Raw genomic sequence first — 12,562 nt, 5'->3', positions numbered from 1 at the left:
CTCAATTCTGAACGAAGCGAAGAAATTTTTGCAAGCTGACTTGTCCCTTCGATGAAGGCAATTTCGGCCTGGCAGTGATTTAGAATATAAGCCACATCTTTAGGTAAAGTAGAATGATAAATGGGAACCGTAACCGCTCCCAGACTTAAAATGGCAAGATCCGCAAGAGTCCATTCATAGCGCGTGGCAGATAAAATGACGACCGTATCCCCTTTTTTTACCCCTATTTTACTGAGAAAGTCTGACAAACGGGCAATCTTCTCTCGAACTTCAAGCCAGGATAAACTTCTCCATTTCCCTTTGGTTTTGAAACGAAAACAGGGGGCTTCACGCAGTTTATCTGCCTTTTCTGAGAATAACATTAAGGGATTTTTCTGAATCATAGGCGAAGCTCAATAGTAAGAATTACGAGGAAGGTCTAGTGGAAACTCAAAAAACTCAATCCTTTTTTCACCTTGTTTTTCTTCAACGAGGGCCGCAGCAAAACTAAAATCATTTTTTTCTTTTTTATTTTGTTGAAGATAAAATAAGGCCGCACCGGCTATTTTTTTCAATTTAGAAGGGGTGAGAGATTCAAGCCCTGACCCAAACTGATTGCTGCTTCTAAACTTCACTTCCACAAAATAAAGTTTGGAAAGCTTTGAGGCAATCAAATCAATTTCTCCCCTTCGACAACTCCAGTTTTGTTCTAAGATTTGAAAACCCTTGTTTTTCAAATAAGCGGCCACTAAATTTTCGGCTTCTGATCCTATTTTTCGACTCATAAAATAAATAACCCTAAAGCTTGACGAGGGCTTAAGGCCTATGCTACCCCGCCACACTCTAAAACTAAGGAGTTTTTATGTCTCGTAAATGTGAAATTTGTGGAAAAACACCTCTCGCTGGAAACACTGTCTCCCACGCCAACAACAAGGCACACACCCGTAATTTTCCTAATCTTCAACGCGTAAAAGCCCTGATTGCAGGACAAGCGAAACGGATTATGGCTTGTACACGCTGCATTCGCTCAGGCTTCGTTCGCAAAGCAGCCTGAGGGCTTTCGGGTCAACTCCGAATTCTCTCCACACTCATTACTCCGCTTACCCTTTCCAGAGATTTCATCATAGATTTCAACTGCATCACGTCTTTGATTTCTACCTCAAAAATGTTGATTGCTTTTTGATCGTTTGTAGTCCGGATAGAGGCCTGAGAGATATTAATACCGTCATTGGCAATGAGTTTGGTCATTGAAGCTAACAAACCAGGACGGTCAGAACTTACCACCTTAAGCTTTGCCTGATGCAATTGTCCGCTGACCGATTGCCATGCTACATCCACCTTTCTTTCCGAGTCGGTAGCAAGTACTTTTGGGCAATCCGCAACATGCACCGTTACCCCACGCCCACGAGTAATAAATCCAACAATAGGATCGCCAGGAAGTGGGCTACAACACTTGGCCAAGGCAACCAAAATATCGTTATACCCTCCCACTTGTACGGCACTTTTTCCGCGAGCTTGTACTTTTTTGAAAATCTTGGAAAGAAAACCCTCCTGCTTAGGGGAAATAATTTTATCTTTAATGAGATCTTCAGGCAGGAGGCGAAGAAGCACGGAATGGGGAGTTATTTTTCCATAACCGATATTCATTAAAAGGGTATCCTGTTGATTGTAACCCAAGTCTTGCAAAGCCTGGTCAAACTCCGGGCCCTTTAAATATTTTGAGGAGGAAATGGAATATTTTTCGAACTCTTTTTCTAAAAGCTCCTTTCCCAGTTGAATACTTTTTTCACGCTGTTCCTGTTTGATATAGAAACGAATCTTGCTCTTAGCCCGAGAACTCACTGCAAACTTCAACCAGTCCTTAGAGGGCTTTTGCTGCGGGGCACTTAAAATCTCCAACACATCCCCACTGTGCAGGCGATGGTTGAGGGGAACAATTTTGTCGTTTACTCGTGCCCCCACACAGTGATTGCCCAAATCGGAATGAATCGAATAGGCAAAATCCACTGGAGTTGCTCCATGAGGAAGCTCCTTCACTTCACCTGTAGGTGTAAAGACATAAACGTCTGTAACAAACAAATCCAACTTCAGAGTATCCAAAAACTCTGCGGGGTCTTTTAGATCTTTTTGCCAACTGAGCAACTCTCTCACCCACTCAAATTTTTCCTGTTCTTTCTGATCGATGGATCCATCGTCTTTATACTTCCAATGCGCCGCGATCCCCTTCTCGGCGATCTCATGCATCTCTTCAGTTCTAATTTGAAATTCAGCCCTTTGCCCATCCACACATATCACGGTGGTATGCAGCGATTGATAATTATTGGCCTTGGGCATGGCAATATAATCTTTAAATCGTCCGGGAATGGGCGTCCAGAGTTCATGGATAAGCCCCAAGGCCAAATAACAATCTTTCATCTCCTTGACGATGATTCGAAAGGCCATCAAGTCGTGCACTTGCTCAAAGGAAATACTATGTCCCTGCATTTTCCGATACACACTGAAATAGTGTTTGATTCTACCAGAAATCTTAATGCTGATTTTATACTCGCTAAATTTGGGCTGCAAAAGTTGAATAACCTTTTGGATATAATCCTGGGCTTGTGCATGCTCTTGGCTCATTTTCTGTTTAATTTCTTTGTAAATGAGCGGTTTTGAAAACTTCAGGGCCTGGTCTTCGAGTTCTATCTTAATCCACTGAATTCCCAAACGATTGGCAAGTGGCGCATAAATATCCAAAGTTTCCTTTGCGATCTTCAACTGCTTTTCTTCGCTGAGATGATCCAGCGTTCTCATGTTGTTCAAACGGTCGGCGAGTTTGATCAAAACCACTCGAATATCCTTGGCCATTGCCATAACCATCTTACGAAAATTTTCGGCCTGCTTTTCCTCTGCTGAGGAAAATTTAATTTTCCCCAATTTGGTAACCCCATCGACCAACAAGGCAATCTCATTTCCAAACTGCCCACGGATTTCTTCGAGGGAAGCCGAGGTGTCTTCTACCGTGTCGTGCAGTAAGGCGGCGGCAATAGAGGCCCCGTCCAATTTCATTTGAACCAAAATCTGGGCTACCTCAATGGGGTGCACCACATAAGGCTCACCGGAAGCACGCTTCTGCCCCTCGTGGACCTCTTCAGCAAAATGATAGGCCCTTTCAATAAGATCAAACTGCGCAGAAGGATTGTAAGCTAAGATTTGTTTTTTGAGCTCTTGAAGTTTTATCATGTCTAATCAGGATCTTCTTTTTTTGAGGATAAAATCAACTAAATCCTGAAAAGCTTGTTTTAACTCGTCGTTTTGCAGCACATAGTCGTAATACAGACTCATCCGGCGTTCATGTTGCACTTGAGCCAAACGTTTTTCAATATTCAATTCACTTTCCGTCCCTCTATGTTCTAAACGGCTCCTCAATATTTGATCCTGTACATCAATAAAAATGAGGAAGGCTTCGGGATACCTTTTTTTAATGGCCAAAGCACCTTGGGTATCTAAATCGAGAATAATATCTTCCCCTTGATCTATTTTCTTCTCTATATCTTTTTTGGCCGTCCCATAACGTTTCCCATGCACCTCAGCCCATTCAGCAAACCGGTCTTCCCTCAGCATTCCCTCGAATTGCTCGTCCGAGATAAAATAATAATCCCGCCCATTCTGCTCTCCTGCCCGAGGAGTTCGAGTGGTGTAAGAAACATTATGGGGAATATGAAGATGCGCTTCCACCATTCGGCATAAGGTTGTTTTTCCACTACCCGAAGGACCGGAAGTAACAAAAAGGAGTCCTTTTCTGGAAGGATGAGGAGATTCAGAAGGCATAAGTATTTCCCTTCTTTTTCAGATGTAAAATAAACGCGCAACCTTTTTTATAGTTTACTCCCCAATTGACATCTCCTCCCCATTTCCTTACCCTACCCCACATGCTTACAGTCGAAGAAAAAAATCTAAAATTTCTCCTCAAAATCTGGATTTTCTCATTCCTCCTGGCTGCTGCCGCATTTCTGGTGGCACCCAACCTCGTCATACGGTTTTTGAATACTGTTTCATTAAAATTATTCCCTCACTTGATTCCCCTTCCAGAGAGCACAGAACGCTTTTGGTTAAGCCTCAGCGGATCTCTCATGGTAACGCTTCTTTTCCTTCTTTTTGGTGCGGTAAGTGATATCGCTCGTAAAAAAGATCTAGTTTTTTATGTATTGGTCAGCAAAATCGCCTCTACCGTGTTGTTCCTTTCCTTCTTTTTCCTTCATCAGAAAAGTTTTACCTATATTTTGGGCGGCTGGGTGGATGGGAGTATTTTCCTGGTCACGCTTTTCTTTTATAGACGCGCCGTTGCTGCCGGTTATTTGCAACTATGATGCAAAACAAAAAACATAAGCCTCTCCAAAATCGTCACATTGCCTTGATAGGCACCAGCGGCTTCAAAGGCCGCACCCTTTTGAAAAAACTCGAAGCCGATTCTAAAATCAAGAAGTTGATTGTCATCGACCGCAAACGCCCCCCTTTTGAACTAAAAAAAGCAAAATTCTATAAATTAGATCTCACCGAAAATTTGGCCGATGCACGGCTTGCGGAAATTTTCAGTGAAGAAAAAATTCATACCGTCATTCATACGGCTATCCCCAGTAGCCCCCCCCAAAACAATTCCCTGTCTCACGAAATTATTTCAGTGGGAAGTATGTATATTTGCAATGCCGCAGCGGCAGCTCAAGTACAAAAATTCATTTTAGTTTCTTCAACCATGGTCTATGGCGCCTTTGCCAATAACCCCAATTTCATGAGCGAAACGCATCCCTTGCGGGGGGGAATTAAAAACAAATTTTTGGCCGACAAGGTGGATGCTGAAAAATCGGTGATGAAACTCGCACAAAAACATCCCGAGATGACGGTCACTATTTTAAGGACAGCCACACTGATTGGCCCCACGGTACAAAGTTATAAAACACGTTATTTGTCACGTCCCATGCTTTTGACCATTTTGGGTTATGACCCTCTCATCCAATTTTTACATGAAGACGATTGTATCGAGGCCCTCCAACTGGCTGTAGAAAAAGACATCGCTGGAGTTTTTAATGTCGTGGCAGAGGGTGTTCTTCCACTCTCTCGAGTCCTTCATATCTTAAGAAAAATAGAGTTCCCGCTTCCGGAATTTATTGCCAAAAATGTGGTTCAATCGCTGTGGTACCTAAATATTTCTCCCGCCCCAAAAAGCCTTCTCAATTTTCTCAAATACCTTTGTGTTGCCGATGGAGAAAAGGCTAAAAAAGAATTGGGCTTTCATCCTAAATATTCCTCTCGGGAGGCCTTGCTTACTTTTGTGGGAGCAGAACGCTTACGCGACGTAGCCTTGGATATTCCAGAAGAGGTCCTGTCATGAAAAAACAAATAGCTGTTCCTCTTAAACTTTTACGGTTTCCAAGCGAAAATTTAAAAAACTCGGGAATGGAAGTTCCAGCCCTTCGTCAAGAACTCAATGCGCACATCGAAAAGCTCAAAGGACAGTTTGAAGATAGCATTCATCGTTTTCAGAAAGATTTAAAAAATGACCTGAAAAAAACCCGACATCTTGCAAAAAATACAAAAAAGCGTGCGGAAATAGAAGATTTAACTCTTCAACTGAATCAGCTTGAAAAGAAGATTCAGTCCTTAGGACAATTAAAATCCTCTCAAACGCTTATCCCTCCTCAGGCTTCGATGCTTAAGAAATTGAATTTCGTCCTCTCAAATTTCTTTTCCTTCAGAACTTACAAAAGGCTGCTCTTTGGCGTACAACGTTTTGACAAAATCGATTTTGACGATTTTGGTCGTGATCCTTCCTTAGAAAAAAAGTTGAAGCCTTTCTTCGATTTTCTCTACCATAAATATTGGCGGGTCAAAGTGGAAGGGGTGGAAAACATTCCCAATCAGGGCCGTGCACTCATCGTCGCCAATCACTCCGGCACCCTCCCTTTCGATGGAGCGATGATTCGCCTGGCCGTCACCAACGATCATCCTGCCGCACGTGACGTCCGCTTTTTGGTAGAAGATTTTGTCTACTATCTCCCTTTTTTGGGAACCTTGATGTATCGCATTGGTGGCGTCCGCGCCTGTCCTGAAAATGCGGAGCGCTTGCTCAAGGCCAATCATTTGGTCACCGTGTTTCCCGAAGGCGAAAAAGGTATCGGAAAAAGTTACAAACAGCGTTATCACCTGCAACGCTTTGGTCGCGGGGGATTTATCAAAATTGCCCTTAAGACTAAAGCCCCTATTATTCCCGTAGCAGTCATCGGCGCTGAAGAAACCCATCCCCTGCTTTACAAAACCGGCTTTCTTGCCAAACCTTTTGGCATTCCTTATGTGCCCATTACGCCCACATTACCCTGGCTGGGAATCCCAGGTCTGCTAGGTCTGCCAGCCCATTGGACCCTCCATTTTGGAAAACCCATATCCCTTGAAAAGTATGACAGCAAAGCCTTGGAGGATGAACTTCTGATTCACAAACTCTCTGAAATGGTGCGGCAAAATATTCAGGAAATGATCCGAGAAGGATTAAAAAAACGACGTTCAATTTGGTTTGGATAATTCTGAAAAAGGAAATTAGACCTCTCATTTTCCAAGCGCCAACAAGACCTCGGTAGCAATTTCTTCAATGGCTTTGTCAGTCACATCAATCATTGGAACCGTACCGAGCTTGTCGTAAAATTCACGCGAATATTCGAGTTCTTCGCTGATACGACCCACATTTGCATAATCTTCGGACAAAGGGCGTCCCAGCTTCATCAAGCGAGATTCACGCAACTGAACCAGCTTTTGCGGATTGATGGTGAGCCCCACCATTTTATTTTTAGCTGCGGACAACACCTCTGCAGGTGGATCCACTTCTCGAATGATAGGAATATTAGCCACCTTATGCCCGCGGTAAGCCAAATAGATAGAGAGAGGGGTTTTGGAGGTTCTGGAAATTCCCAGCAAAATAATATCTGCTTGTTTAATGGTATCCAGACCCAAACCATCGTCATGCTTTACCGTAAATTCAATCGCATCCTGACGCTTATAATAATCTTTAGTCACTCGATATTTCAGACCCGGTTCATCGCTGGGCGTTTCTTGAAAATAAGTGGTAAATACATTCAGAACTGGACCCATCAAGTCGATGGCGACAATGCCTTCTTTTTCGGATTCCTCCTGAAAAATTTTACGAAGCTCATCCGAAACAAAAGTAAATAAAACGATCCCATGATGTTTTTTTGCCTCAGCGATGACTTGTTTCATCCTTCCCACATCAATCACTTTGGATCTTCGGACGATATTTACATTATCGACCTTAAATTGCCTTAAAGCCGCAAAAGCAATATTCATAGCCATTTCACCGGTAGCATCAGAAATTGCGTAAATATAGTAACGAAATGTTTGTGACATGAGCACTCCTTAAAGGTTAACTGCTGATCTGCCTCAAGGGCAGTGGCTCCTCAGGCAAGGCCATGGTTTCCAGTTTTTCATTGAATTTACCCAAACGTTTATCCGCCGAATCATAGGCCGAACGGGCATTGGATAGATGAGTTCCCACTTTAAGAAAATCATCCCTAAATCGCTGAAGCTCCCCCTGCAAAGAAGCCAAGCTAGCCAAAATTTCTTTGGCGGAAGATTCCACCCGCAGGCCCTTGAGCCCCATCAGTATGGTATGAAGATAAATATAAAAATTATTGGGCGAAACAGGAATAACTTTTTTACTCATGGCATAGGCCATCACCGAAAAATCCGAATCAAAGGCCTCCTCTCTAATAATCATCTCGTAGTAAACATTTTCTGCAGGAATATACATCAGAGAAAAATCAAAACTTCCCTCATCGGGCCGAATATACTTTAAAGCAATGGAATCAATGTGCTTCCGGATATCACCCAAAAAGATCTTACGAAATTGTTTTTTTTCGGTATCGCCCTTGGCTTCAATATATTTTTTAAAATTTTCTAAAGGAAATTTGGAATCGATAGGCACAAAATTGTTGGCCAACCTGACGATGGCATCCACTTTTTCACCACTTTTGAAGGCATATTGAAGTTCAAAATGTTCCAAAGGCAAGATCTGCCGGAGCAGATCCCCCAGGAAAAGCTCGCCCAGATTTCCCCGTAATTTGGGAGCCCTTAAAATTTCCTGCAACGAAGCGATATCTTTTCCCACTTCAAAAATCTTCAAATTGGCCTCTTCCATTTTTCCCAGGCGACTTTGTAATTCCCCTACCGCCCTTGCCGCATTGTCCAGACGCTTCCCTACCCCCTCGTGAGTTTGTTGAAGCAAATCACCTTGTTTGGAAAGATGCTCTGTCACCTGATGAGTCAGGTGCTGCATCTGTTGTTGCATCATTAAAGAAAAGGTGTCCTTCCGAGAAGTTTTTTGGAAAAGCATCCAAAAGATAAAGAGTAGAAAACTTAGTGAAAAAATAAATATGCCGATATAAGTCGTATTCATGGGCTCAGTTGTCTAACACGAATCCTAGAACGAGGAAAACATGAAAATTGAAATTTATACCACTGCTTACTGCCCTTTTTGTGTTTCGGCAAAAAAATTGTTACAGGATCGTGGGCTTAGCTTTCAAGAAATAGATGTTTCGGACCCCAAAAAAAAAGAGCCCCTCAAGGAAAAAACGGGTTGGCGAACAGTGCCCCAAATTTTTATAGAAGATAAACTCATTGGTGGATTTCAAGAGCTTTCTCATATGGATCAAAAGGGCTTATTGAAGCATTGACAACGGCGCTTCACTTGATGCAAGCCCTATGTCCTCTTGAACGAAAGGTAATGAAGTAAGAGGTCCAGTGGATAGCAAAGGAAATTTATGGAGAGTACTTGGGAAAATTATCTGAATGAATTGATTAGTTCCGATTGTAAGCATTATCTTTGGTTAAGATCACTCAGCTATCTCGAATATATCGGCTATCGAAAGATGGTAAAAGCGGTTCCCTATCAAGCGGTAGAACAAGGTATTTTTCATCATTTATCCGATGAAATCGAACATAGTTTTCTTTTAAAAGAACAAGCCGAAAAAAGTTTTCCCGATCAACAACTCTCTATAGAATCTGTAGAGGAATTAATGGACATTGCGGAGGCTTATTTCCAAACTCTGGACAAAAATATTAAAAGTTGGGTCTGCCAAAAGCTTGGAAAAGAAAGTGTCTTCTTGTGTTATTTGTTAGTGAGCTACACGACCGAAAAACGAGCCATGAGCATCTATCCTCAATATTATTCCAGACTCACTCAATCCCCCCTCAAGATAGTCATTCAAAAAATCATAAAAGATGAGAGTGAGCACTTGCGCTACCTGGAAAATATTCTTCAAAACATTCAGGGTGAAGTTATTGAAGCACAATTCTCCCCTTTAGAAGTTGAGCAAAAACTCTTTGATTCCTACTTGAATAACATGAAAATTTTTGGGGAAAAACTAGAGTCTAAAAACGAAAAAATCCAATGTCTCAGCAATTGAATTCACTCAAAACCATTTCTACCGTCACGCGTATCCTCCAAAAATCGAATCCTCAGGAGAATCCTTTGGCGCATGTTGTAAGCATGGTAAAAAACGAGTTAGGAGTGGAAGTTTGCTCTCTTTATTTGCTCCAAAATCAAACGCTCATTCTCGTTGCCTCTGAAGGATTAGATCCCAACTCTATTGGTCGAGTCCGCATGAACATCCACGAGGGACTTACAGGCCTTGCAGTAGAGAATCTGCAGCCGGTTATCGTCAAAGAAGCTTCTCTGCACCCTCGTTACAAATTTTTTCCGGAAACGGGAGAAGAACAATTCTGCTCCTTTGTTGCCCTTCCCTTGATCGACCGTGAAAAGGTTTTGGGCGTTTTAACTCTACAGACCACACAGCCCCGTGAATTTAAAAATGATGAAATAGAAATGTTGAAAATCATTGTTTTTCAACTAGCGGGGGTCATTCAAAATCTGGTCACCCTTGAAGTCTTGCAAGTCCAAGAACAAGAAAAGGACAAGCTACAAGCCATTGTCTTGAAAGGAATTGGCGTTGCTCCGGGTTTTGGTATTGGAGCTTGTTTTTTGTTAAAGGGAAGAAACACTTTCATCTCTTATTCAAATCCCTCAAAAAAAGATCCCAAGCGGGAATGGAAAAAAGTGGAGCAAGCCTTGGACAAAGCTTCCAAGGGATTGTTGGGCCTGGAAAAGAAATTGTTAACCAGTCTCAGTAAAAAAGAATCGGATATTTTTTATTCTCATCGCATGATTTTGTCCGACAAGAGTTTTCATAAAAAAATCAAAACCGCTATTGAAGAAGGACAAGGCGCCGCTCAGGCGGTTTTTCAGGTCATTGACTTTTATATTGCGCAATTTTTAAAAATTGAAGACCCTCATTTCAGAGAGCGCAGTGCCGATTTGGAAGATTTAAGAGAAAGAGTCTTGGAGCATTTATTAGAGCATAAATCGGTCAAAAAAACTGAAGCACTCGAAGGGATTCTCGTTACCGAAAATTTGGTCCCCAGTGATACCATCAATCTCAATCCCGAAAAGATTTTTGGAATTGTAAGTGAGCGAGGAGGGCTTACCTCTCATGCCGCCATTTTGGCTTGTTCCCTCGGAATCCCAGCCGTCATGGGTATTCCCAACCTGTTTTCTTATATCCAGCCCGGCAATCTTTTAATTGTAGATGGAAATCAAGGGAAGGTTATCGTTAATCCTGATCAGAAGACCTTGCTCGAATATGAACGCATTCAGGAAAGTTTTGCAGACCAGATTGTTCATCTTCAAAAACAAAGCAATGAAAGAACCACCACACTCGATAAATATCCCTGTCGCTTGGAAGCCAATGTTGGCATTTTAAATGACCTCAAAAAGCTACGCTACTTCGGTGCAGAAGGAGTGGGTTTATACCGTACCGAAATGCCCTTTATATCCGCCGGTAAATTACCCGACGAAGAGGAACAATTCAGACACTATAAAATGGTTTTGGAACTTGCCGAAGGATTGCCTGTGACCTTCAGAATTTTGGACGCTGGCGGAGATAAACCCATTCAGGGATTAAACCTGAAATATGAGGCAAACCCATTTTTAGGCTACCGTTCCATCCGTTTAAGTCTGTCTAAACCTGATATTTTAAAAACACAATTTCGCGCCTTGCTGAGGGCCTCCATTTTTGGAACTTCGCAAATTTTAGTTCCCATGATTTCCAGTATCGAAGAGATACAACAAGTGCATAAGATTTTTGAGGAAGTAAAAGAAGAACTCTGTTCAAAAAGAATTGAATTTAATCCCAAGATTCCTTTTGGAATAATGATTGAAGTCCCCTCGGCAGTTCGGCTGGCCTCCAAACTCTGCCACTATTGCGACTTCATGAGTTTGGGCACCAACGACCTGATTCAATACACCCTGGCCGTAGACCGTAACAATGCCAAGGTAGCTGCTTTCTTTGAGCCCTTACATCCTGCTGTTCTATCTTCCATCCACGAAGTTGCCCAGGTGTGCATCAAGGAGAAAAAAAAATTGTCTGTCTGTGGTGAGATGGCGGGCTCGCCTCGCTTAGCGATGGTGCTGATGGCCTTGGGAGTTCAATCCTTTTCCATGGCACCTCTGCATATTCCTTTGGTCAAAAACCGCATTCGGCAACTGAGATTCAAAGATTTATTGAAACTGGGGAAGAAACTTCTACGGGTTGACACCTTGCAGGAAATTGAGCAGTTAATTGTCAGTTTTGAACAACAACATCATCTGGTTTAAATTTTATGACTACCACACTGCAGGAAGCGCTTCTCAAGGCGGGTTTAGCAAAATCAAAATCGCTTCCAGATCAAAAAGATAAAAAAAAGACTATTTTAAAATCGGGCGAACAAAGGCCGGCTCAGGCCCGTTTTGATAATCGCGAAGACAAAGCCCCCATCCGTACTTTTTGCGAAGCTTGCAAGAGAAGTGGCCCTGATATCGAACTTTACGAACATCAAAACCGTTTAATCTCTGCCAAATGGATTTGTGTAAGATGCGCAGATACCCATAACATTCACGACAACACACGACAAACTCATCAAAGTCAGCATGCAAAAAATGGGATGTTCCGGCGAGAATATGGGCCGACGAAGGTTTTTAGTAAGCGGCTTTAATATGGATAAGGTGTACAATTCGTTTGAGTTTAAAAAATCCCTTGATTACACTGCCCTTATGCTTCCTTTCCGCACAAAAGAAGACATTCTTGAAATCGATAATGCTCTAGAAGGCGTTTTTTGGACCACCGAAGCACGCTTAAGAAACCTTCTTCTCTGTTCGGAACAAGCCGCTTATCTAAATCCCTTTAAATTTAAAAAACCCTTCGTAAAATCTTTCAACTCTTTTGAAGAATATGAACAATGGAAAAAAGAAAATTCAGACCCCTACTGGCGTTTTGGATAAAGCTTCCTTCTTAAAAACTTTTGAGGAACTTGCAAAAAGTGGAGCTCAATATCTTTATGTAGGCGGCATTGCGGCTAATCTCCACGGTCTTTCTCGATCTACTGCGAAATCGCAAGACAGGGACCCAGTGATCCGCAAGGATAGGGACCCACTCGGAGCGTAGCGACGGATCTTATTTTTTCTTTTTATAGGTGGGTCCCTATCGATGCAATTTGTTTTTTTCTGGGC

15 protein-coding genes are annotated in these 12,562 nt (G+C 42.3%); 9 read left to right on the top strand and 6 right to left on the bottom strand.

Features of this window, described 5'->3' with window-relative positions; all coding sequences use genetic code 11:
- Together HQM15_11545 and HQM15_11540 are read right to left on the bottom strand one after the other, a co-directional pair.
- The coding region (locus tag HQM15_11545) for an AMP-binding protein (protein MBF0493397.1) at window positions 1–362 on the bottom strand (362 nt) is incomplete at its 3' end.
- 30 nt (window positions 363–392) lie between these two features.
- Window positions 393–764 (bottom strand): YraN family protein, encoded by a 372-nt coding sequence (locus HQM15_11540; protein MBF0493396.1) that lies wholly within the window; start codon window positions 762–764, stop codon window positions 393–395.
- A 77-nt stretch (window positions 765–841) separates the two neighbouring features.
- Between HQM15_11540 and HQM15_11535 the strand changes: the two genes are divergently transcribed.
- Entirely contained in the window at window positions 842–1,033 is a 192-nt protein-coding gene (locus tag HQM15_11535; protein MBF0493395.1) for a 50S ribosomal protein L28, read from the top strand.
- Between the two features lie 11 nt (window positions 1,034–1,044).
- Here the strand turns inward: HQM15_11535 and HQM15_11530 are convergent, their stop codons facing one another.
- Both HQM15_11530 and gmk read right to left on the bottom strand, forming a co-directional pair.
- A complete protein-coding gene (locus tag HQM15_11530; protein MBF0493394.1) occupies window positions 1,045–3,201 on the bottom strand; it encodes a bifunctional (p)ppGpp synthetase/guanosine-3',5'-bis(diphosphate) 3'-pyrophosphohydrolase in 2,157 nt (718 codons plus the stop codon).
- A 6-nt stretch (window positions 3,202–3,207) separates the two neighbouring features.
- Window positions 3,208–3,789 carry a guanylate kinase gene (gmk, locus tag HQM15_11525; protein MBF0493393.1) on the bottom strand — a complete coding sequence of 194 codons (582 nt, stop codon included), beginning with the start codon at window positions 3,787–3,789 and terminating at the stop codon, window positions 3,208–3,210.
- 101 nt (window positions 3,790–3,890) lie between these two features.
- Here gmk and HQM15_11520 point away from each other — a divergent pair, with 101 nt between their 5' ends.
- From HQM15_11520 to HQM15_11510, 3 genes are read left to right on the top strand one after another with little or no spacing between them, the layout of a single operon-like run.
- Window positions 3,891–4,328: a hypothetical protein gene (locus HQM15_11520; GenBank protein ID MBF0493392.1), complete on the top strand. Its 438-nt coding sequence runs from the start codon at window positions 3,891–3,893 to the stop codon at window positions 4,326–4,328.
- Window positions 4,325–5,347 carry an NAD-dependent epimerase/dehydratase family protein gene (locus HQM15_11515; GenBank protein MBF0493391.1) on the top strand — a complete coding sequence of 341 codons (1,023 nt, stop codon included), beginning with the start codon at window positions 4,325–4,327 and terminating at the stop codon, window positions 5,345–5,347. Before HQM15_11520 ends, HQM15_11515 begins: the two co-directional genes overlap by 4 nt.
- A complete protein-coding gene (locus tag HQM15_11510; protein MBF0493390.1) occupies window positions 5,344–6,531 on the top strand; it encodes a 1-acyl-sn-glycerol-3-phosphate acyltransferase in 1,188 nt (395 codons plus the stop codon). Before HQM15_11515 ends, HQM15_11510 begins: the two co-directional genes overlap by 4 nt.
- A 24-nt stretch (window positions 6,532–6,555) precedes the next feature.
- Here HQM15_11510 and HQM15_11505 read toward each other — a convergent pair whose 3' ends face one another.
- Both HQM15_11505 and HQM15_11500 read right to left on the bottom strand, forming a co-directional pair.
- Window positions 6,556–7,368: a kinase/pyrophosphorylase gene (locus HQM15_11505; GenBank protein ID MBF0493389.1), complete on the bottom strand. Its 813-nt coding sequence runs from the start codon at window positions 7,366–7,368 to the stop codon at window positions 6,556–6,558.
- Window positions 7,369–7,384: 16 nt separating this feature from the next.
- A complete protein-coding gene (locus tag HQM15_11500) occupies window positions 7,385–8,311 on the bottom strand; it encodes a DNA recombination protein RmuC (GenBank protein ID MBF0493388.1) in 927 nt (308 codons plus the stop codon).
- 145 nt (window positions 8,312–8,456) lie between these two features.
- Between HQM15_11500 and HQM15_11495 the strand changes: the two genes are divergently transcribed.
- From HQM15_11495 to HQM15_11475, 5 genes are all read left to right on the top strand, one after another.
- Window positions 8,457–8,693 carry a glutaredoxin family protein gene (locus tag HQM15_11495; protein MBF0493387.1) on the top strand — a complete coding sequence of 79 codons (237 nt, stop codon included), beginning with the start codon at window positions 8,457–8,459 and terminating at the stop codon, window positions 8,691–8,693.
- Between the two features lie 87 nt (window positions 8,694–8,780).
- Window positions 8,781–9,425, top strand: coding sequence for a ferritin-like domain-containing protein (locus HQM15_11490; GenBank protein MBF0493386.1), 645 nt, complete (start codon window positions 8,781–8,783; stop codon window positions 9,423–9,425).
- Entirely contained in the window at window positions 9,410–11,671 is a 2,262-nt protein-coding gene (gene ptsP, locus HQM15_11485) for a phosphoenolpyruvate--protein phosphotransferase (GenBank protein ID MBF0493385.1), read from the top strand. Before HQM15_11490 ends, ptsP begins: the two co-directional genes overlap by 16 nt.
- Before the next feature lie 5 nt (window positions 11,672–11,676).
- Window positions 11,677–12,048 (top strand): hypothetical protein, encoded by a 372-nt coding sequence (locus tag HQM15_11480; protein MBF0493384.1) that lies wholly within the window; start codon window positions 11,677–11,679, stop codon window positions 12,046–12,048.
- 58 nt (window positions 12,049–12,106) lie between these two features.
- On the top strand, window positions 12,107–12,334 hold the full coding sequence (locus tag HQM15_11475; GenBank protein ID MBF0493383.1) for a hypothetical protein: 228 nt from the start codon (window positions 12,107–12,109) through the stop codon (window positions 12,332–12,334).
- The last annotated feature ends 228 nt before the right edge of the window (window positions 12,335–12,562 follow it).

It is taken from the genome of Deltaproteobacteria bacterium (genome assembly GCA_015233135.1).
Taxonomy (GTDB): Bacteria; UBA10199; UBA10199; order JADFYH01; family JADFYH01; genus JADFYH01.
The sequence above is the reverse complement of the archived record's forward strand: the minus strand, read 5'-3'. Positions and strand labels throughout refer to the sequence as shown.